This is a genomic window from Microbacterium sp. 8M, from assembly GCF_902506375.1.
Taxonomy (GTDB): Bacteria; Actinomycetota; Actinomycetes; order Actinomycetales; family Microbacteriaceae; genus Microbacterium.
Genome location: NZ_LR733284.1, coordinates 3,000,474 through 3,021,420, shown reverse-complemented (window position 1 = coordinate 3,021,420; position 20,947 = coordinate 3,000,474). Strand labels below are relative to the sequence as shown.

Genomic DNA, 20,947 nt, shown 5'->3' with positions numbered 1-20,947 from the left:
GGCCTCGGAGTCAGGAGCCACGACACCGGATCCGCCGCAGCCGCGGGGAGGCTGTGCGGGCGCCGTCGCGACACCCTGCGCCGCCCGCCCGTCTCGGAGACAGCGGTGGCGCCCGGTCAGCCCTGCGCCGAACTGCCGGTGATCGCTCGCACGAGCGCGGCGAGGCCGAATTCGAACGCCTCGTCCACATCGCCGCCGAGCTGGAAGGCCCCCGACTGCTCCATGGTGCAGAAGCCGTGCGCCCAGGCGGTCAGCGTGCGGGCGGCGGGGAGCGGATCGCCGGGTGCGGCGGTGCGCACCGCCTCCAGGAGCGTCGACGTGAGCGCGGCCATCCCGTCGGACTGCGGCTGCGCGCTCAGGGCGGCCCCGGCGAACAGCAGCGATGCCGAGCGCGGGGAGCGCGCGCTGAATGCGCGGAAGGCCCGGGCGATCGCGACGAGTGCCGCGGCGGGATCGGCGGCCGGGTCGGCGGATCCGGTCAGCGCCGCGATGTCCTCGTCGAGCTCGCGCGCCGCGTCGTCGGCGATGAGGCTCAGCAGGTCGTGGCGGTGCGCGACGTGCTTGTAGAGGCTGGGCGGGCGGACGCCGACGGCTGCGGCGACGGCGCTGATCGTGACCGCGTCGACGCCGTCACTCTCGGCGATCGCGCGGGCGGCGGCGGTCAGGGCGGCGCGGGTGACGCGCTGCGGTGCCGGCATCGGTTCCTCCTCTGCGACGACCCCGTCGGATCGGGATCCTTCATCATAAGGCTATTGACAGTAGCCATGATAGCTATGTAGCGTAGCCATCATGAACGCAGAACTCCTCCGGATCGGCGACGACATCGTCGCCATGCACGCCGTCGTCACGGACGAGGGCGTCACGCTCATCGATGCAGGGCTCCCGGGCGACCGACGGATCCTGCAGCAGGCCCTCGCCGCCGCCGGCCGCAGCGTCTCCGACATCCGCGGCGTCGTGCTGACGCACGGCGACAGCGATCACATCGGCGTCGCCGAGTGGCTGCGCACCGCGCACGGCGTGCCGACCTACGTGCACGAGGCCGACGCGGGCCGCGCGCAAGGGGAGAAGACGCCGTCCGCATCCGGCGGCGCGATGCGCCTGGGTCCCACGCTGCAGTTCTTCGCCGCCGCCCTGCGCCGCGGCGGTCTGCGCCCGAAGCACCTCGGCGCGGTGCGCACCGTGCGGGACGGCGACGTGCTCGACCTGCCTGGAGCGCCCGAGATCATCGGCCTGCCCGGGCACTCGGCCGGATCCGTGGCGATCCGCGTGCCCGCCGTCGACGCGATCTTCGTGGGCGACGCGATCACCACGCGGCACGTGCTCAACGGCTCGTCGGACGTGCAGGTTGGCCCGTTCAGCGACGATCCCGAGGTCACTCCGGGCAGCCTCGAGCGTCTGCGCGACCTGCCCGAGCGCACGATCGTGGTCGGCCACGGCCCGATCTTCCACGGCACCGCCGCCGACATGCTCGCGGTGCTCAAGCGCTGAAAGCTTCGGCCGCGGGTGTCAGCCGTCACCCGTTCAGGTCGCAGTTTCGGTGGTTCCCGGCCTGTTTTGGCGCCGTTTTTGCGACCTGAGCGTCGACGGCGGGCCGGGATGTCGGCGTCGCTCGCGGGGATCCTTGCCACCCGTGGCGGCCCGTTCGTCCCGGTTCGGGTCGCAGTTTCGGCGCTTCCCGGGGTTTTTTGGCGCCGATATTGCGACCTGAACGAGAAGTGGGCGTCGGAAACGGGGGTGTCCGGACGAGACGGGGCTCCAACGAGAAGGCGTCGGAAACGACGGCGGACCGGATCCGGGGTCAGTCTCCGGCGGTGCGCAGCGTCGCCCAGAGCTCGGCACGCGCAGGGAACGACGCCAGATCCGCATCCAGGATCGTCGCCGCCTGCGCGATCCGCGTCCGCAGGGTGTGCCGGTGCACGCCGAGCGCGGCCGCGGCGGGCTCCAGTCGTGTGTCGTGCTCGAGCCACACCCGCAGCGATCGCTCGAGCTCGGTGCGCTCCTGCGCGTCGTGCTGCCGCAGCGGCGCCAGCCTGGACTCCGCGATGAGCCGCGCCTCGTCTGTCGCGAACGCGGCGAGCACGCTGTCCTCGGCGGAGTCGGCGTAGCGCGCGACGCCCTCGCCGGCACGGCGCAGGGCGGTGAGCGCCTGTGCGTGCGCGCGCGAGAACCCGGCGTACTCCTCGGGCGCCGACACGCCGATGCGCACGCCGGTGCGCGTGACGACCTCGTCCAGCACGCCGGCGTCGGCGGCCGCGAGGCACACCACGAGCCCGTCGTCCGACTCCGCGAGGAAGGCGGCGGGCACCTCGGCGGTCTGGCGCTCCCACCACTCCACGACCGTCCCCTGACGCTCGCCCGCCGCGACGGCGACGACGATGGGCGCCGGCGGGAGCGAACCCAGCACCCGGCGCGCGAGCGTGGGGTCGTCGGTGAGCAGCGACGCCAGCAGCTGGCGGTGCAGCCGGCGACGGCTGCGGGCGAGCTGCTCGCTCTGCTCCAGCGACAGCCCCGCCATCGCGATGACCGACGTCACCACGCCGCGGGTCTCCGGATCCAGAGTGCCGGTGGCGATCGACACCACGCCGCGGAGGTGGCCGGCGCGGCCCACGGTCAGCAGCGTGTGCGCGGCATCGCCGGACTCCACCACGCGGTTCGCGGATCCGCCGCGGGCGAGCAGCTCCGCCGCCGCCTCGTCGACCGCGGGGGAGGATCCTCCGGCGGGGTGCTCGTGCACGAGCTGCCCCGCCGCGTCGTACATGCCCACCCAGCATCCCAGCCGGCGGGAGAGCTCGGTGAGAGTCGACTCCAGGCCGCGGGGGCGCAGCGCTGCCACCGACAGAGCGCGCTGCGTCTCCAGCGCCCAGGTGCGCCGCGCGTACGTCTGGGCGGCGATCGCCTCGGCATGCGCCCGGGCGACCGCGAGGAACGGCGTGCCGTAGGGCACCTCGAACAGCGGCAGGCTCGCGGCCGCGCAGGCGTCGGCGAGGTCGGCGGGGATGCCGCTGCGGTGCACCTCGGTGCCGAAGCCGAGGCCGACCACGCCGCGATCGACGAGTCGCTGCACGTAGGCGCGCACGCCGGCGGCATCGTCGTCGGCGAACTGCGTGCCGGTCGTGAGCAGCGCCAGGTCGTCGGTGAGGAACGGCGTGGGGTCGGTGAGGTCGGAGTTGTGCACCCAGCGCAGCGGGTGATCGAGGGATCCGGCCGGCAGTGCCGACTCGTCGCCGACCAGGCGCAGGTGCAGGTCGCGCCGCCCCAGCAGGGTGCGCAGGGTGGGCTCCAGTTCCATCGGCGGCGTGCCTTCCTCGTCGACGCAGGCGTGGACGTGCCGGCGAATTCGTCACCCAGATTGTACGCACTGGCGAATGCCTCGGGCGCATGACGTCCGTAGTCTCGTGGCCATGAGCACCATCGACGCACAGGCAGACACGCTTCCCCTCGGCGGACCCTCCCTTCCCCAGGAGCGCCGCCTCGTCACCGAGCTCCCCGGTCCCCGCTCGGCGGAGATCCTCGCCCGCAAGGCCGACGCGGTCGCTGCCGGCGTCGGGCACACGGTCCCCGTCGCGGCCGTCGCCGCAGGCGGCGGTGTCGTCGTCGACGCGGACGGCAACTCGCTCATCGACCTCGGATCCGGCATCGCCGTGACCACGGTCGGCAATGCGCACCCGAAGGTCGCGGCCGCCATCGCCGCCCAGGCCGCGCAGTTCACGCACACCTGCTTCATGGTCTCGCCGTACGAGTCGTACGTGGAGGTCGCCGAGGCCCTGAACCGCCTCACCCCGGGCGACTTCGCCAAGAAGAGCGCGCTGTTCAACTCCGGTGCCGAGGCCGTGGAGAACGCGATCAAGATCGCGCGCAAGCACACCGGCCGCCAGGCCGTCGTGGCCTTCGACCACGGCTACCACGGCCGCACCAACCTCACCATGGCGCTCACCGCCAAGGCCATGCCCTACAAGAGCGGCTTCGGCCCGTTCGCCCCCGAGGTGTACCGCGCCCAGGCCTCCTACCCGTTCCGCGACGGCCTGTCCGGCGCCGACGCCGCGGCTCGCACGATCCTGCAGCTGGAGAAGCAGATCGGCGCCGACAACCTGGCCGCCGTCATCATCGAGCCGATCCAGGGCGAGGGCGGCTTCATCGTCCCGGCCGACGGCTACCTGCCCGCGATCCTCGACTGGTGCCGCGCGAACGGCGTCGTCTTCATCGCCGACGAGGTGCAGACCGGCTTCGGCCGCACCGGCGCGATGTTCGCGAGCGAGATCTTCGGCATCGAGCCCGACCTGATCACCACCGCCAAGGGCATCGCCGGCGGCATGCCGCTCGCGGCGGTCACCGGCCGCGCCGAGATCATGGACGCGTCGCACACCGGCGGCCTCGGCGGGACGTACGGCGGCAACCCCGTCGCCTGCGCCGCGGCGCTCGCCGCGATCGACGCCTACGAGAACGACGGCCTCGTCGAGCGCGCGGCGGAGATCGGGACCCTGCTCAAGGGTCGTCTCGCCGAGATCCAGGCGGCCGACCCGCGCCTGGGCGACATCCGCGGACACGGCGCCATGATCGCCGCGGAGTTCGTGGATCCGACGACCGGCGCCCCGGACGCCGCGCTCACCTGCGCGGTGGCCAAGGCCGCCATCGCCCAGGGCGTCATCGTCCTGACCTGCGGCACGTTCGGCAACGTGATCCGCTTCCTCCCGCCGCTGACGATCGGCGACGACCTCCTCAACGAGGGTCTGGACATCGTCGCCGCCGCGCTCGCGGCTCACTGAGACGTCCGGGCGCGATCGGGATCGGGGGATGCTGGATCGCGCCCGGCAACTTTCCTGGATGACAACCGCAGGGAGACCTGCACAGCGCACCGGACGGTGCGAGACCGATGAAGGAGTCGAAATTGGCCGATATCACCCGTGACGTGCTCATCGTGGGAGCGGGCGCCGCAGGCACCACCGCCGCGAACGAACTGCGCAAGGCGGGTCTGTCGGTCGTGGTGCTGGAAGCCCGCGACCGGGTCGGTGGCCGGCTCTGGACCGACGTCATCGACGGCGCCATGCTCGAGATCGGCGGCCAGTGGGTCTCGCCCGACCAGGACGCGCTGATCGAGACGATCGAAGAGCTCGGACTCGAGACCTTCAGCCGATACCGCGAGGGCGACAGCGTCTACGTCGGACCCGACGGCGTGCTGCACCGCTTCACGGGGGAGATGTTCCCCGTCTCGCCCGAGACCGAGAAGGTCATCGCGGAGATCACCGAGCGCCTCGACGCGATGGTCGCCGAGATCGACCCCGACCGGCCGTACGCGCACCCGAAGGCCGCCGAGTGGGACTCGATCACCTGGGACGCCTGGCTGCGCCAGCAGACCGACGACGACGAGGCCGTGCGCAACCTCGCCTTCGCGACCGGATCCGCGATGCTCACCAAGCCGACGCACGCGTTCTCGCTGCTGCAGTCGCTGCTCATGGCGGCCTCGGCCGGCTCCTACTCGCACCTCGTCGACGCCGACTTCATCCTGGACAAGCGCGTCGTCGGCGGTCTGCAGCAGGTGCCGCTGCTGCTCGCGGAGCGCCTCGGCGACGACGTGCTGCTGAACCAGCCCGTGCGCACCCTCGAGTGGGACGAGACCGGCGTCACCGCCACCACCGACTCCCTCACCGTGCGCGCCCGCTACGCGATCCTCGCGCACGCTCCGGTGCTCTACAACCGGATCTCGTTCGTGCCGCCGCTGCCGCGCCGTCAGCACCAGATGCACCAGCATCTGTCGATGGGCTTCGTGATCAAGGTGCACGCCGTCTACGACCGCCCGTTCTGGCGCGAGCAGGGCCTGTCCGGCACCGCGTTCAGTCCCTACGAGCTCTCGCACGAGGCGTACGACAACACCAACCACGGCGACGAGCGCGGCACCCTGGTCGGCTTCGTCAGCGACCAGAACGCCGACGGCGTGTTCGAGCTGAGCGCGGAGGAGCGCAAGGAGCGGATCCTCGAGTCGCTGTCGCATTACTACGGTCCCGAGGCGAAGAATCCGGTCGTCTACTACGAAAGCGACTGGGGCTCGGAGGAGTGGACCCGCGGCGCCTACGCGGCGAGCTTCGACATGGGCGGTCTGCACCGCTACGGCAAGGACCTGCGCACGCCCGTGGGCCCGATCCACTTCGCCTGCTCCGACCTGGCCGGCGCCGGCTACCAGCACGTCGATGGCGCGATCCGCATGGGCCGCCTCGCCGCCGGGCAGATCCTCGAGGCGGACCGCGGTGACGCGGCCGCCGACGACGCGGCCGAGCTCGCGCTGGCGGCCGAGGGCTGATGACCACCTCCATCGTCGTCGGCTACACGGCGACGGAGACCGGTTCCGACGCGCTGGCGCTGGGCGTGAGGCTCGCCCGCGCCACGCGGCGGCACCTGCACGTGCTCCTGGTCCTGCCCGGCCACGGCGATGCATCGGCCGGTGCAGCGCAGGAGAGCCCGATCGCGGGGCAGGCGCGGCAGTGGCTCGACGACGCGGAGGCGATGATCCCCGCTGGGATCGGCCACACGGCGCACGTGCGCGTGCACGATTCCTTCGCGGAGGGGCTCGTGCTCGCAGGCGAAGAGCTCGACGCGGCGCTGATCGTGGTCGGCGCGGCCAACGGCGCCACGATCGGCCTGCACCGGATGGGCAGCGTTGCGCAGGCGCTGCTGCACTCCTCGCCGATCCCGGTGGCGCTGGCGCCCGCCGGGTTCGCGCACAGCGTCGACGTGCAGGCGCCGATCCCGCGGATCACCGCCGCGATCGGCAATCGTCCCGGCGCCGACGCTCTGCTCGAGGCTGCGGTGGCGCTGTCCGCCGCGACCGGGGCCACCCTGCGGCTGATCTCGCTCGTGGCCTTCGACGTGCCGCGCGGGTTCGACGCCCAGGCCATCCGCCTGGTCAGCGCCGCGCACGGCGACGACGTGCTGGCCCGCGCGGAGATGGAGCTGCCGAAGGGCGTGCGCGCCGAGCTCGAACGCGCGCCCGGTGACACGGTCGAGGAGGCCGTGGCGCGGCTGGCGTGGCTGCCGGGGGAGCTGATCCTGGTCGGCTCCAGTCGGCTCGCACAGCCGCGGCGGCTGTTCCTCGGCTCGACCGCGGCGAAGATGCTCGACGTCATCCCCGTGCCCATGATCGTCGTACCGCGCACACGCCTGGACGACAGCGCAGACTCTGGGTCCTGACCGGACCCGCACCACCCGATTGCAAGAGAATCGAAGCATCTGACAAGGAGGATCGCATGACCGATCTGGAGAAGACCCTGCTGGAGAGCGTCCCCACCGGGCTCTACATCGCGGGCGAGTGGGTCGCCGCCGAGGGCGACAAGACCTTCGACGTGCGCGACCCCGCCACGAACGAGATCGTGCGCACGATCGCCGACGCCTCCCCGGCCGACGGCATCCGCGCGCTCGACGCGGCCGTCGCCGCACAGGACGCCTGGGCCGCGACCCCGCCGCGCACCCGCAGCGACATCCTCCGCCGCGCGTTCGACCTCGTGCAGGCGCACAAGGAGGACCTGGCGCTGCTCATGACCGTCGAGATGGGCAAGCCGCTGGCCGAGGCCCGTGGCGAGGTCGTCTACGGCGGCGAGTTCCTGCGCTGGTTCAGCGAGGAGGCCGTGCGCATCTCCGGCCGCTACGGCCTGAACCCCGAGGGCACCGGTCGCATGGTCGTCTCGCAGCGCCCGGTCGGCCCGTCGTTCTTCGTCACGCCGTGGAACTTCCCCTTCGCGATGGCGACGCGCAAGATCGCGCCCGCGCTCGCCGCCGGCTGCACCGTGGTCATCAAGCCGCCGGCACTGACGCCGCTCACCACGATCTACTTCGTGAAGCTGCTCGAGGAGGCAGGGCTCCCGGCCGGCGTCGTGAACGTCGTGCAGACCTCGCGCTCGTCGGCGCTGTCGGCCCCCATCATCGCCGACCCGCGTCTGCGCAAGCTCTCCTTCACCGGTTCCACCGAGGTCGGCCGCAAGCTCATCGCACAGGCGGCCGAGGGCGTGCTGCGCGTCTCCATGGAGCTCGGCGGGAACGCCCCGTTCGTGGTGTTCGAGGACGCGGACCTGGACAAGGCCGTCGAGGGCGCGCTGGCGGCGAAGTTCCGCAACATCGGTCAGGCGTGCACCGCGGCGAACCGCTTCATCGTGCACCAGGACGTCGCCGACGAGTTCGCCCGCCGCATCACCGAACGCGTGAACGCGATGAAGATCGGCCGCGGCACCGAGGAAGGCGTCACGATCGGCCCGCTGATCGACGAGGACGCCGTCGCCAAGGCCGCGGAGCTCGTCGGCGACGCCGTGGAGCGCGGTGCGACGCTGCTCTCCGGCGGCAAGGCCATCGAGGGCGTGGGATCCTTCTACGAGCCCACCGTGCTCGCGAACGTGCAGGCCGGCAGCGACATCCTCCGCGAGGAGATCTTCGGCCCGGTGCTCGCGATCGCCACCTTCGCGGACGAGGCGGAGGCCGTGCGTCTCGCGAACGACACCGAGTACGGCCTGGTGTCCTACGTCTTCACGCAGGACCTGGCGCGCGGTCACCGGATGATCGATGCGCTCGAGACGGGCATGATGGGTCTGAACGTGGGCGTCGTGTCCAATGCGGCAGCGCCCTTCGGCGGCGTCAAGCAGTCCGGCGTCGGCCGAGAGGGCGGCTTCGAGGGCATCCACGAGTACCTCTCCACCAAGTACACGCTGATCCCCGTCGACTGAGCCTCGACCGGCCCCCGCACGCGCTGCGGGGGCCGGTCGCATCGAACCAACGAAAGGAACCGGAATGAGCGACTACGCCGTCGTCAACCCGGCCACGGGGGAGACCGTGGCCACCTACGAGACCTTCACGGATGCGCAGATCGACGACGCCGTCGCGCGCGCCCACGCCGCTGCCGCGGTCTGGGGTCGCACGCCCGTCGCCGAGCGCGCCGCGGTCGTCCGCAAGATCGCCGAGGGGCACCGCGCCCGTCGCGACGAGTTCGCCGCGATCATCGTCCGCGAGATGGGCAAGCCCCTTGCGGCCGCTCTCGGCGAGGTCGACTTCTCGGCCGACATCATCGAGTTCTACGCCGACAACGCGGAGAAGATCACGGCCGATCAGCCCATCGACATCCTCGGCGAGGGCACCGCGGTCATCCGCCGGGCGCCGCTGGGCGTGCTCCTCGGCATCATGCCGTGGAACTTCCCGGCCTACCAGGTGGCGCGCTTCGCGGGGCCGAACCTCGTGCTCGGCAACACGATCATCCTCAAGCACGCGCCGCAGTGCCCGGAGTCCGCGGCGCTCCTGGAGGAGATCTACCGCGACGCCGGCCTGCCCGACGGCGGCTACGTGAACGTGTACGCCACGAACGAGCAGGCCGCGACGATCATCGCCGACCCGCGCGTGCAGGGCGTGTCCGTGACCGGCTCGGAGCGCGCCGGCGCGGCCGTCGCCGAGATCGCCGGCCGCAACCTGAAGAAGGTCGCTCTCGAGCTCGGCGGATCCGACCCGTTCATCCTGCTCTCCACCGACGACCTGGACGCCACCGTCCAGGCAGCCGTGGACGCACGCCTGGACAACAACGGCCAGGCCTGCAACGGCGCCAAGCGCTTCATCGTCGTGGACGAGCTCTACGACGCGTTCGTGGAGAAGGCCGTCGCGGCCCTCTCCGCGGTGAAGCCGTCCGACCCGACCCAGGAGGAGACGGTGCTGGGCCCGCTCGTCTCCGAGCAGGCCGCCATCAACCTGCAGAAGCAGGTCGACACCGCCGTCGCGCAGGGTGCGAAGCTGCTCACCGGCGGCACCCGTGACGGCGCGTTCTACGCCCCGACGCTGCTCGCCGACGTCACGCCCGAGATGGACGTGTACCGCGAGGAGCTGTTCGGCCCGGCCGCCGTGGTCTACCGCGTCGCCGACGAGGCCGCCGCGGTCGCCCTCGCGAACGACACGTCGTTCGGTCTGGGCTCCTACGTCTTCACCACCGACGAGGAGCAGGCCCAGCGCGTGGCGGATGCGATCGACGCGGGCATGGTCTACGTCAACGTCGTGCTCGCCGACAGCCCCGAGCTGCCGTTCGGCGGGGTGAAGCGCAGTGGCACCTCGCGTGAGCTGGGCCTGCTCGCCGCCGACGAGTTCGTGAACAAGAAGCTCATCCGCGTGGCCTGAGCCCGGCCACCGGGTTTCGTCCCGCCGCACTCAGCGGGACGAGAAGGGGCGGGCGTCGCACAACCTGCGGCGCCCGCCCCTTCGTCGTGCAACCGGTCGCGTCGCGCTCAGTGCTCGTCCGTCTCCCCGGACGGGGCCGACGGACGGAGCGGCTGCGCGAGCATCAGGAGGATCCCGCTCGGTCCGCGCAGGTAAGTGAGCTTGTACACGTCGGCGTAGGTCGCGACGCCGCGGAGGGGATGGCAGCCGTGCCGGGCCGCGATGGCGAGCGCTTCGTCCAGATCGTCGACCGTGAAGGCGATCCGGTGCATCCCGATCTCGTTCGGCCGGATGGGCTCTCGGGCAATCGCGTCGGGGTGGATGTACTCGAAGAACTCGATCCGGCCGCTGCCGTCCGGCGTCTGCAGCACGGCGATCTTGGCGTGGTCGCCGTCGAGGTCGACGGCGATGTCGGCCCATTCGCCGCTGACGGTGTCGCGGCCGAGCACGGTGAGACCGAGATCGGTGAAGAAGGCGATCGCGGCCTCGATGTCGTCGACCGCGATGCCGACGTTGTCCATGGTGATCTTCATCAGTTCTTCACCTCGTAACGCAGCAGCACCACGCCGTGGTCGAACCCGGTCGCCTCGCGCAGGACCAGGTCGCGCCGGTCCTGGAAGAAGCGGCGTCCGCGACCGCGCGTCGTGGGGCACACGAGCAGGAGCACCTCGTCGATCAGCCCGGCCTCGAACAGCGACTGCATCAGCGTCAGGCTGCCCCACAGCCAGAGGTTCTTGCCGTCCTGGTCCTTCAGCTCCCTCACGGTCGCGAGGGGGTCGGCGGTGACGGTGGCAGCGGGAAAGGCTCCCCAGGGCGCTTCGTCCAGCGTGGTGGAGGCGACGTACTTGGTGAGCTCGTTCAGCTTCCGCCCGTACTCGCCCTGGTCGGTCGCGTCCGCCCAGCCGGTGGACTGCCGGTAGGTGTCGGCACCGAGGATCAGGGTGTCGACGGAGTCGATCATCGCCATGATCCGGTCCTGGAAGGGGGTCGGGTGCGCGTCGTCGAACGGCAGGGGGGTCACGAAGCCGAGCCCGCCGTCCTCCTCCGCGACGATGTCGTCGAGGGTGACCCATTGCTGAGCGATGAGCTTGCGCATGTGCGTTCCTTTCGATTGAGGGCCGGTCTCCCGGCGGTCGTGAGGTGGTGGACGGATCCGCCGGGGTTCCGTCAGGCGTCGAGCGCCAGGCGACCGGCGAAGAAGAGGAAGACGGCGCCCGTCGCGCCCTCGATGGCGCGGCGCACGCTGCGCCTGCTGAGCAGACGGCTGGCGGCCGTCGCGATCGCGCCGACGAGCAGGTACCAGACCAGCGCCTCGGCGGCCTGCACCGCTCCCAGCAGCATGGTCATGGGCACGGTCGGCACGTTCCTCGGCACGAACTGGGGCAGGAAGACGACGAAGAAGACGCCGAGCTTCGGGTTCAGCAGCCCGGTCACGAGCGCCCGGCGGAATCCGCCGCCCTTCCGACGCGGCGCATGGGCGGCGGGGACGGTCTCGCCGGCGTCAGGGCGGTCGACGCCGGGTGACGCGGGCGCGGCGCGGTGCTGCCGGAGGGCGCCGCGAAGAGCGCGGATCGCCAGCCACACCAGATACGCGATGCAGACGATGCGGAAGACCGTGAAGAGCTCGGCGGAGGCGCGGAGCAGTGCGGCCACCCCGGCGCTCGCCGCCGCGGCCCAGACCAGCAGTGCGACCGCCACGCCGAAGGCGGCGCCCACGGCATCCCGGCGCCCCCGGTCGATGGCCGTCGCCAGCACGATCGCCGTATCGGGACCGGGCAGCACGGTCAGCAGTCCCGCGGCGATGGCGTATGCCGAGACCGCCCCCAGGATGGCGGCGGAGGTCGAAACGGTGTCCATGACGTCAGCCTGCCCTGCGTCGGTCATGACGTCCAATGCCTTTCTTCTGGCCAACCGATAGATAGCATCGATGAATGCTGGATGTGACGAGGATGCGCGTCCTGGAGGCGATCGCGCGGACGGGATCCGTGACGGCCGCCGCGCGCGAGCTCAACTATTCGCAGCCGTCGGTGAGCCACCACATCGCGCGGCTGGAGCGCGAGAGCGGCGCCCAGCTGCTCCAGCGCGTCGGACGGGGTGTCCGCCTGACGGAGGCGGGCCGGGTCCTGGCGGAGCGTGCGGCGGAGATCCTGGGCCGCCTGGACGCGGCCGGCGCCGAGCTCGCCAGCTACGTGAGCCTCGGCGCGGGCCGGTTGCGCATCGCCGCGTACTCGACGGCCGTGGTCGCGCTCCTGCCGCCGGTAGCGGCCCGGCTCAGCCGGGAGCACCCCGGTCTGCAGCTCGAGATCGTGGACACGCACCCGCCGGAGGCGCTGGAGATGCTGCGCAGGGGTGCGGTCGACGCGGCCGTCGTCTTCCGCTACGACGACGAGCGCGAGGAGGGACCGATCCGGCTGCAGCATCTGCGGGACGATCCCACTTACGTGCTCACCCGGGATCCGGTCGGGAGCATACGTGCGCTCGCGGACGAGACCTGGGTCGGCGGCTGCGAGCGGTGCACGCAGCACCTCGTCGAACTGTGCGAGAGCGAGGGCTTCGCGCCGCGGATCCGCTACTCGACCGACGACATGGTCGCGATACAGGCGCTCGTCGCCGCGGGGATGGGGGCGGCCACGATCCCCGGGCTCGCACTCGCGGCCCATCGCCATCCCGACATCGTCGCCACCGAGCTTCCCGGCGCCGAACGGCACATCTTCCTCGCGACGTACGGGGAGCCGCCCGACCCGCCGCCGATCGCCGCCCTTCGTGCCGCCCTCGCCCGCGGCTTGTGAACGGCACCGTGACCGGGGAGCACGTGTGAGGCGCGAGCCTCAGGGGTCGCCCTGCGCACGGAGCCGGCTCACCGCGGCACGGGGGCCAGTGCGGGGAGCATCACGCCGACGATCCCGGCCGCGATGCGCTCGGCGTCCGGGACCGCATCGAGGCCTTCGAACGCCGCCAGGAAGCCTTGGTGGAAGGCCGCGCCCACCAGCACTCGTGCGGCGGAGCCTGTGTCGGCATCCGGCCGGATCCGCCCGGCGTCCTGTTCCGCGATGAGTCGCGCCTGCACGCTCTCGATCACCGTCCCGGGGCCGCCGTCGTGCGTGGCGACGCCCTCGCGGTGCTCGGCGAGCAGCGTCGGCGCGCCGAAGATCGACGCCGCGATCGGGAAGGTGCGCGTGAAGAACCCCATGAGGTCGGCGACCAGCACGGTCAGCCCGGCCGCGAGGTCGCCGGATCCTGCCGGAGGGGGATCGAACGACGCGCGGGGGATCCGCTCCTGCAGCACGCTGAGGAACAGCTGCTGCTTGTCGGCGAAGTGCTTGTACAGCATCGCCTCCGACAGTCCTGCCTGCGCGGCGATGAGCTTCGTCGTGGTGCTCGCCAGTCCGCGTTCGCGCATCACGAGGAGCGCGGCATCGAGGATCCGATCGCGGGACGAGGTGTGGGGGGTGGCGGGAGGCATGGTTTCGAGTATAGTGAGTGAGTATTCACTCACCCCATTGTCGAGAGGGAGAAGCGCATGCGTGTCGTCGTCATCGGAGCGTCCGGTCGATCGGGCGGAGCGGCGGCCGGCCACGCCCTCGCCGCAGGCCATGAGGTCGTCTCGGTCGTGCGCAGGCCCGCCTCCGCGCCGGAGGGGACGATCGTCGCCACCGCAGATGCGCGGGACGTCGCCGCGCTCACCACGGCGCTGCGCGGCGCCGATGCGGTGATCTCCGCGATCGGGCACGTCCGCACAGACGGCGACGTCGTGGTGCTCCAGGAGGGCATCGCGGCCCTCCTCGCGGCGATGGGCGCCGCCGGCGTATCCCGTGTGGTCGCGGTCTCCGCGGCGGGAGCCTACGTCGCGGGCGACGACCCGCTGTCCCGGTTCGTCGCGAAGCCGATCCTCGAGCGCGTCCTCAAGGCGAACAACACCGACACGCGCGCCATGGACGCGGCGCTCGCCGCCAGCGCCACGGAATGGACGAGCCTTCGCCCTTCCCGGCTCATCCCCGGCACGGGCGCTGCGGACTACCGGGTGGGCGTCGATCGCACGGTCCGCTGGCACTACAGCACCCGCTTCGACACCGTCGGCCGGGCGGCCGTCGACTCTCTCGCACGAGAGGACTGGATCCGCCGGGCCGTCTACATCACGGAGTAGCTTCATCACGGCGTCCGGCCCTCGGCGGTGCCTGCGAGCGTAGCCTCGAAGGGTCCGGATCGCTTTCACGAGAGGCCGCCATGACCACCGTCGCCGAGAACATCGTCTCCACTCTCCACGCGAACGGGGTGAAGCGCGTATACGGGATCCCCGGGGACTCCCTGAACGGCTTCACCGACGCGCTGCGCAAGGACGGCAGCATCCGATGGGTGCACGTGCGCCACGAGGAGACGGCGGCCTTCGCGGCTGCGGCGGAGGCGGCTCTCACCGGCGACCTCGCGGTCGTCGCCGGATCCTGCGGCCCGGGCAACCTGCACCTCATCAACGGCCTCTACGACGCGAACCGGTCGCGCGTGCCCGTGCTCGCGATCGCCGCGCACATCCCCACCAGCGAGATCGGCACCCAGTACTTCCAGGAGACCCACCCGCAGGAGCTGTTCCGCGAGTGCAGCGTGTACGTCGAGTACGTCTCGGATCCGGTGCAGATGCCGCGGCTGCTCGAGGTCGCGATGCGGCAGGCGATCGCCCGGCGCGGCGTGGCGGTGCTCGTGATCCCCGGCGACATCGCCCTCGCAGACGCGGTGGACGAGCGCGTGACGGTGATCGAGCGCAGCCGCCCGATCGTCACTCCCGCGCCGGAGGAGCTGGAGCGCGCGGCGACGCTGCTGAACGCCGCCTCGAAGGTGACGATCCTCGCCGGGGCGGGCGCGGAGGCCGCCCATGACGAACTCGTCGCGCTCGCCGACCGCCTCGCGGCACCGGTCGTGCACGCGCTGCGCGGCAAGGAGTTCGTGGAGTACGACAACCCCTTCGACGTCGGCATGACCGGCCTGCTCGGCTTCGCCTCGGGCTACCGCGCCATGGAGGCGGCCGATGCGCTGCTGATCCTGGGATCCGACTTCCCCTACCCGCAGTTCTATCCGGCGAAGGCGACAACGATCCAGGTCGACATCCGCGGAGAGCACCTCGGCCGCCGGCACCCGGTCGATCTCGGCCTCGTCGGCGACGTCGGCGCGACCGCCGCAGCGCTGCTGCCGCGCCTCAAGGGCGACCGTCGGCGCGCGCATCTCGACGACGCCACCGCGCACTACCGGAAGACCCGCGCGAAGCTCGACGAGCTCGCGGTGCCCTCGCGCGGGAAGGCGCCCATCCACCCGCAGTACCTGGCGCGGCTGCTGGACGAGGCCGCCGCCGACGACGCGGTCTTCACCGCCGACGTGGGATCGCCGACGGTGTGGGCCGCGCGCTACCTGCACATGAACGGGAAGCGGCGCCTCATCGGATCCTTCAACCACGGCTCCATGGCGAACGCCCTGCTGCACGCCATCGGCGCTCAGGCGTCGGGGCCCGGGCGCCAGGTCGTCGCGCTGGCCGGCGACGGCGGGCTCACCATGATGCTCGGCGAGCTGGTCTCGCTCACGCAGAACCGGCTGCCGGTGAAGACGATCGTGGTGAACAACTCCTCGCTGAACTTCGTGGAGCTGGAGATGAAGGCCGCCGGGTTCGTGAACTACGGGACAGATCTCATCAACCCCGACTTCGCCGCCGTCGCCGAGGCGATGGGGATCTTCGGCCGACGGGTGGAGCGCAGCGAGGATCTCCCCGACGCGCTCGCCGAGGTGCTCGCGCACGACGGCCCCGCACTGCTCGACGTGGTCACCGAGCGGCAGGAGCTGTCGATGCCGCCGGCGGTGACCGCCGAGCAGGTCAAGGGCTTCGCCCTCTACGCGATCCGCACGGTGCTCTCCGGACGCGGCGACGAGCTGCTCGATCTCGCGAAGGCGAACTGGCGTCAGCTGTTCTGAGCGACTCCGTCCCGGCCCGCCCGCCCTGCGGGTCCCGGGCCGGGACGGATCTGCGTCAGTCCTCGGCGAGCAGGCGCACCTCGGCGGCTTCGGAGTCCCGGCCCAGTCCCTGCAGCACGTCGCCGAGCTCGAGCGCTGCGATCTGGCGCAACGGCGGGATCTGCTCTGCCTGGTCGAGAACGGCGCGGTAGGCGGCGACGGCGTCGGCATGGCGCCCGGCACCGTTCAGCGCACGGGCGGCGAGCAGCGCGGAACCGCCGGCGGACTGCGCGTCACCGACCGCGGCGAACCCGTCGGAAGCCGTGAGCGCAGCGGAGACGCCCTCATCCACGCGGTCGGCGGAGAGCAGCGCGCGGGCCCGGGAATCGGTGACGTCGGCGACCACCCAGGCGGCGTCGTTGTCCCGGGCGATCGCCTCGACCTCGTCGAACAGCGCGAAGGCGCGCGGATCGCGCTGGGCTCCGTACGACTGACCCAGGTTGTGCAGCACCTCGACGACGGCGGCCGGGGCGTCCTCGGCCGTGCGCACGATCTGCGCGGCCTCCTCCAGCGTCTCCAGCGCCTGCTCCGGCTCCTCGTACTGCGCGAGGATCTGCGCACGGTTCATCAGGGCGAGCGCCTGATCGGCCGGGTTGCCCGCCTCGCTGAACAGCTCCGCCGCGTAGCCGAAGGCGCCGTATGCCTGACCGCCCTCGCCTGCTGCGCGGAAGGCCCTGGCGAGCATGAGCGCCGTCATCGCGCGGCTTCCCGCGGGGACGTCGGTGCGCTCCTCCAGCTCCAGCACCTCGCCGAACAGCTCCGCTGCCTCGTCCGCAGCTCCTGAGCTCAGCATCGTGCGCGCCACCCGGTACTTCGCCCCGGGCACGTCGCCGCCGACCTGCTCCACGAGGCGGGCTCCGGCACGGTAGCGGGTGAGCGCCTGCTCCGGCTCCTCCGCGTCCTCCCAGAGCGCTCCGGCGAGCATCTGGGCGTTCGCGAGCGGCTCCCGTGCGCCGAGCTCGGCGAGGAGCCGGCTCGCCTCATCGGCATCCGACGCGCCCGCGGCGAAGTCTCCGCGACCGCCGCGGATCCGGGCGCGCAGCTCGAGGATGCGCGCCCGCACGCCGCGCCGGGCGCCCGGATCGGCGAGCAGCCGCTCGATCCGGGCGAGCGCGTCCTCGGTGCGGTCCGCGCGCAGCAGCGCCATGATCGCCGCGAACTCGGCGCCGTAACCCATCCGCGAGTCTCCGGCCTCGGCGAAGAGCGCCGCCGCCTGCTCCGCGAGCTCGAGCGCGGCGGGCGGATCGTCGTCGACCGCGCCGAAGGCGATCGTAAGCGCGATGTCCCCTCGCGTGTCCGGCGGCAGCGCGGCGGCCGGATCCGCCGATTCCGTGAGGAGCGCCGCGAGCGCGGCCGTGTCCTCCGCCGTGGCTGTGCCGAACAGAGCCAGGCCGAACCGCTCCTCGAGGTCGGCCTGAGCGTGCCGTCCCGCCGCCCGCAGGGAGCGGACCCGGTCGGGCAGGAGTCCGGCGGCCTCCTCGGTGCGGTCGAGGTTGACGAGCGCCGCCAGTCGCTGGCCCGTGAGCACGGCGCGGCGCTCGGGGTCGACCGTGTCGATCACGCGCGCCAGCGCGTCCAGCGTGTCCGCGGCGGCACCGTACCCGGCGAGGTCGAGTGCGCGCTGGTACCAGCCCTCGTCGTCCGTCGGCGTCGTGTCGACCGGGAGAGCCGCGAACGCGTCGCTGCGGATCGGCACCTCGTAGCGCTCCGCCGCGACCTCGCGGGCCTGGCGCAGCCGCCGGGCGTGGTTGTCCGTACCGTCGCGCTCGTCGAAGCGTGCGCCGATGCGCTCCGCGGCGGCCCAGGCGGCCGCCGCGAGCTCGGCCGCGCTCCACGCCTCGCCGTCGAGACGGCGAGCGCCGAAGAACGGCTCCAGAGCGGGGGAGTCGGCCCCGCGCACGGGCGTGGCGCCGTGGCCGGCTGCGGCGACGGCGTCCAGCGCGGTGCCGACGGCGGTCAGCATCCGGAAGTGGCCCTGGGCGTTCAGCGCGTCATGAGCGAGCCAGGGCAGATGCCGCTCGATCAGGGTGAGGGCCCTGGCCTCATTGCCGCTTAGGGCGCAGAACCGGATGCTGTTCGCGATCGCGGTGAGCAGATCGGGGTTGTCCTTCGCCAGACGATAGCTGCGCAGGTGTGCGGAGCGCGCCTCCTCGCCGCGGCCGAGGCGCAGGTACGGCAGCAGCGACACCGAGAGCGCGTGCTCGGGCTCCTCTCCGCACGAGAAGCCGCCCTCGAGCATCTCCTCGACGAGGCGGATCGCGTCCGCATCGCGGTCGGTGTCGGCGAAGAACGCCGCGACCTGGCTCCGGCCGCAGGCGTCGCAGTGACTGTGCGAATCGCGAGGGGTCGCCTCCAGCTGCACGCGCAGACGCTCGGCCTCATCCATCCGGCCGGCGGCGTGCGCATCCTCGAATCGGGCCATCAGCACGCCGCTCATGCCGAGGCCCGCGGTACGATAATGGGCCTCCATGTCGTCCAGCACGGCGGCGATCTGCTCGGGCGCGAACGCCGGAGAGCTGCGCAGCGACGACGCCATCCACTTGAACTGCCACATCAGGTCCGCGGCGCCGTTGTCGATGTCCGCAGGGAATCGGACCGGGTCCGCGTCGTGGTGCGCGAGGCACCACGCGAACGAGCTCAGCATCAGATCGGTCAGCCCGCCCATGTTCGCCGAGGCGGTCTGCCGCATGCGGGCCTGGTACTCGAGCTGCTCGTCGCCGATCTCCTGCGCGAGTGCGACGGCCTCGGCGACGAGCGCCTGCTCCTGCGGTCCCCACGGCGTGCGGTCGATCTCCTGGAAGAGCTGCTCCAGCTGCGTCTTCGGTTCTGCCATGTCGTCCTCCGGGTCTGTACGTGCCCATCGTGTGGGCGGGAAGTGCCGCGTGCGCTGTCGAGGCGAGGGAAATCGGTCCTGCCGTCAGGACGGAGTGAGGGGATCGCCGTCGTCCGCCAACGGGGGCATCTCGACATCGCTCACTCCGGCCGACAGGGCGACCAGGTCGGAGAGAGCGCCGGTCATCAGGGCACGGTCGGCGTCGCCGAGCGGTCGGTGACCTGCGAGCAGCGCCTGGATGTAGAGCAGCTGCACGGTGCGGGCGAACACGGCGTCGTCGCCGACCGCGCTCAGCGACCGCACGACACGGTTCGACCAGTTCAGGCACAGCCGGGCCGCGGCATCGTCTTCCCGGCGGTCGCCCGCCGCCCCGTCGATGCGGTCCAGCACGCCGCCCCAGAGGCTGCCGGTGATCCCTTTGGTCCTTGTGCGATCGATGCGGCGCAGAACGGCGGGGTCCGCGACGTACAGCGAGGGCAGGTCCGGCTGATCGATCGTGCGCACCACGACCGCGCAGCCGACCTCGGCGAGCACGCCGGTCGCGCGATCCTCGAGGGCGACCGCTGCCGCCCTGTCGTCCAGAGGCGGCGGATCCAGCCGATCCAATTCGCCCACGACGTCGACCTGTTCCACGGTGACGTCCGGGTAGAGCTCGGGCAGGCGCCGGATCAGATCCGCGTCGTACAGGTAGCCGCCGTTGACCAGGATCTGCTCGGCGCGGCTGATGCCGGCGACCTGGCGGAACTCGTCCACGGTCGCCGCGAACCGGATCCGCTTGTACCGATCGGCGAGCTCGCCGACGCTCATGGTGCCGTGGGTGGTCTCCACGCTCAGCCAGCGCGTGATGAACCGGGCGAGCTCGTCGTCGTGACGGACGAGGGACTTCAGGCCGACCTCGTGCACCGCGACGAACTGCGCGAGACGGTCCGGCGCGCCCAGGCCGAGCTCGAGCACCCAGCGCCGCAGCGCTGCGCCGAGCTGCTCGCGCACGCGTGCGAGCGCCTCGTCGTCGACCAGGGACTCGCGGCTCGCCGTGGGGTTCAGCCCGGTGGAGTCGATCACGGCGCGCACGAAGAACGCCCACTCCGGCAGCACTTCGTCGGTGCGCTCGGACAGCAGCATGCGGCCGAGGTACATCCGCGTCGCCTGGCGTGCACCGGGCGGAGGGGCGAAGGGGAGCACGTACGCCACTCCGCGCGTGCCCGTGGCCGGTTCGGTGAGCTCGATGACGTCGAGCGGCGTGGATCCGATCAGCTCGCGACCGTAGGCCACGGCCGCCGCAGGGTCCTGCCGCGGATCCAGGAAGGGTGCGTCGTGCGTGATCGGGATGTCGCCGCCGGGCAGTTCGAGCAGCACGGTCACGGGCAGGAACTCGGCGAAGGCTGTCGCGAGCTCGCGGACGGCATCGGCGCGCAGCAGATCGCCGGCGTCGAATCGCGGCACCAGGTGCACGCTGGTGCCGATGGGCAGCTCCTCGTCGAGCTCGCGCACGCGGAAAGTGCCGTCGGCGGATCCGATCCATTCGACCGCACTGCCGCCGCGGGCGCTGCGGGAGCGGATGACGATCTCGTCCGCGACCATGAAGCAGCTGAGCAGGCCGATGCCGAACTGACCGAGGTAGTCGTCGCGGGGCAGGTCGAAGATGTCGCGCTTGGAGCTGCGGCCGACCGTCGCGAGCAGTTCGGCGACCTCGTCCGCGGTGAGGCCCACGCCGTCGTCGCTGAGCACGAACTCGCCCCCGGGCCCCGGGAGCGGGCGGATCCGGATCGTCCCGCCGGATCCGTCGACCTCCCGACGGGCCGTGATGGCGTCGCGGGCGTTCTGCAGCAGTTCGCGCAGATAGACGCGCGGGCCGGAGTAGATGTGCCGGCTGAGCAGGTCGACGACGCCGCGGAGGTCCACCTGGAACTGCTGCGCGTGCGGGCGCGCCCGATCCTCCGCTGCCATCGATGCTCCCTCCGG

17 protein-coding genes are annotated in these 20,947 nt (G+C 72.0%); 9 read left to right on the top strand and 8 right to left on the bottom strand.

The window, feature by feature from the left end:
• Nucleotides 1-116: 116 nt before the first annotated feature.
• Entirely contained in the window at nucleotides 117-698 is a 582-nt protein-coding gene (locus AERO9AM_RS14310; RefSeq protein ID WP_159576749.1) for a TetR/AcrR family transcriptional regulator, read from the bottom strand.
• 91 nt (nucleotides 699-789) lie between these two features.
• Here AERO9AM_RS14310 and AERO9AM_RS14305 point away from each other — a divergent pair, with 91 nt between their 5' ends.
• Complete coding sequence (locus AERO9AM_RS14305) at nucleotides 790-1,488, top strand: MBL fold metallo-hydrolase (protein WP_159576748.1); 699 nt, start codon at nucleotides 790-792, stop codon at nucleotides 1,486-1,488.
• Between the two features lie 310 nt (nucleotides 1,489-1,798).
• On the opposite strand, the gene AERO9AM_RS14300 is transcribed toward AERO9AM_RS14305, so the two are convergent.
• Complete coding sequence (locus AERO9AM_RS14300) at nucleotides 1,799-3,289, bottom strand: helix-turn-helix domain-containing protein (RefSeq protein ID WP_159576747.1); 1,491 nt, start codon at nucleotides 3,287-3,289, stop codon at nucleotides 1,799-1,801.
• A 112-nt stretch (nucleotides 3,290-3,401) separates the two neighbouring features.
• Between AERO9AM_RS14300 and gabT the strand changes: the two genes are divergently transcribed.
• The 5 genes from gabT to AERO9AM_RS14275 all read left to right on the top strand — a co-directional run bounded on the left by gabT (nucleotide 3,402) and on the right by AERO9AM_RS14275 (nucleotide 10,125).
• Nucleotides 3,402-4,763 (top strand): 4-aminobutyrate--2-oxoglutarate transaminase, encoded by a 1,362-nt coding sequence (gene gabT / locus AERO9AM_RS14295; protein WP_159576746.1) that lies wholly within the window; start codon nucleotides 3,402-3,404, stop codon nucleotides 4,761-4,763.
• Nucleotides 4,764-4,885: 122 nt separating this feature from the next.
• Nucleotides 4,886-6,292 carry a flavin monoamine oxidase family protein gene (locus AERO9AM_RS14290; RefSeq protein ID WP_159576745.1) on the top strand — a complete coding sequence of 469 codons (1,407 nt, stop codon included), beginning with the start codon at nucleotides 4,886-4,888 and terminating at the stop codon, nucleotides 6,290-6,292.
• On the top strand, nucleotides 6,292-7,179 hold the full coding sequence (locus AERO9AM_RS14285) for a universal stress protein (protein ID WP_159576744.1): 888 nt from the start codon (nucleotides 6,292-6,294) through the stop codon (nucleotides 7,177-7,179). Before AERO9AM_RS14290 ends, AERO9AM_RS14285 begins: the two co-directional genes overlap by 1 nt.
• A gap of 56 nt (nucleotides 7,180-7,235) precedes the next feature.
• On the top strand, nucleotides 7,236-8,699 hold the full coding sequence (locus AERO9AM_RS14280; protein ID WP_159576743.1) for an NAD-dependent succinate-semialdehyde dehydrogenase: 1,464 nt from the start codon (nucleotides 7,236-7,238) through the stop codon (nucleotides 8,697-8,699).
• Nucleotides 8,700-8,763: 64 nt separating this feature from the next.
• Entirely contained in the window at nucleotides 8,764-10,125 is a 1,362-nt protein-coding gene (locus AERO9AM_RS14275) for an NAD-dependent succinate-semialdehyde dehydrogenase (RefSeq protein ID WP_159576742.1), read from the top strand.
• Nucleotides 10,126-10,232: 107 nt separating this feature from the next.
• On the opposite strand, the gene AERO9AM_RS14270 is transcribed toward AERO9AM_RS14275, so the two are convergent.
• The 3 genes from AERO9AM_RS14270 to AERO9AM_RS14260 all read right to left on the bottom strand — a co-directional run bounded on the left by AERO9AM_RS14270 (nucleotide 10,233) and on the right by AERO9AM_RS14260 (nucleotide 12,048).
• Nucleotides 10,233-10,697: a VOC family protein gene (locus tag AERO9AM_RS14270; protein ID WP_159576741.1), complete on the bottom strand. Its 465-nt coding sequence runs from the start codon at nucleotides 10,695-10,697 to the stop codon at nucleotides 10,233-10,235.
• A complete protein-coding gene (locus AERO9AM_RS14265) occupies nucleotides 10,697-11,260 on the bottom strand; it encodes a dihydrofolate reductase family protein (RefSeq protein ID WP_159576740.1) in 564 nt (187 codons plus the stop codon). Before AERO9AM_RS14265 ends, AERO9AM_RS14270 begins: the two co-directional genes overlap by 1 nt.
• Before the next feature lie 71 nt (nucleotides 11,261-11,331).
• Nucleotides 11,332-12,048 carry a LysE family translocator gene (locus tag AERO9AM_RS14260; RefSeq protein ID WP_159576739.1) on the bottom strand — a complete coding sequence of 239 codons (717 nt, stop codon included), beginning with the start codon at nucleotides 12,046-12,048 and terminating at the stop codon, nucleotides 11,332-11,334.
• Nucleotides 12,049-12,095: 47 nt separating this feature from the next.
• Here AERO9AM_RS14260 and AERO9AM_RS14255 point away from each other — a divergent pair, with 47 nt between their 5' ends.
• Nucleotides 12,096-12,953 (top strand): LysR family transcriptional regulator, encoded by an 858-nt coding sequence (locus AERO9AM_RS14255; RefSeq protein ID WP_159576738.1) that lies wholly within the window; start codon nucleotides 12,096-12,098, stop codon nucleotides 12,951-12,953.
• Nucleotides 12,954-13,021: 68 nt separating this feature from the next.
• Here AERO9AM_RS14255 and AERO9AM_RS14250 read toward each other — a convergent pair whose 3' ends face one another.
• A complete protein-coding gene (locus AERO9AM_RS14250; protein WP_159576737.1) occupies nucleotides 13,022-13,627 on the bottom strand; it encodes a TetR/AcrR family transcriptional regulator in 606 nt (201 codons plus the stop codon).
• Between the two features lie 57 nt (nucleotides 13,628-13,684).
• Between AERO9AM_RS14250 and AERO9AM_RS14245 the strand changes: the two genes are divergently transcribed.
• Both AERO9AM_RS14245 and poxB read left to right on the top strand, forming a co-directional pair.
• Entirely contained in the window at nucleotides 13,685-14,308 is a 624-nt protein-coding gene (locus tag AERO9AM_RS14245; RefSeq protein WP_159576736.1) for an NAD(P)H-binding protein, read from the top strand.
• Nucleotides 14,309-14,388: 80 nt separating this feature from the next.
• Nucleotides 14,389-16,113 (top strand): ubiquinone-dependent pyruvate dehydrogenase, encoded by a 1,725-nt coding sequence (gene poxB, locus AERO9AM_RS14240; RefSeq protein WP_159576735.1) that lies wholly within the window; start codon nucleotides 14,389-14,391, stop codon nucleotides 16,111-16,113.
• Nucleotides 16,114-16,168: 55 nt separating this feature from the next.
• Here poxB and AERO9AM_RS14235 read toward each other — a convergent pair whose 3' ends face one another.
• Nucleotides 16,169-18,985, bottom strand: a complete 2,817-nt coding sequence (locus AERO9AM_RS14235; RefSeq protein ID WP_159576734.1) for a hypothetical protein — start codon at nucleotides 18,983-18,985, stop codon at nucleotides 16,169-16,171.
• 84 nt (nucleotides 18,986-19,069) lie between these two features.
• Complete coding sequence (locus AERO9AM_RS14230; RefSeq protein ID WP_159576733.1) at nucleotides 19,070-20,932, bottom strand: HSP90 family protein; 1,863 nt, start codon at nucleotides 20,930-20,932, stop codon at nucleotides 19,070-19,072.
• Nucleotides 20,933-20,947: the final 15 nt, after the last annotated feature.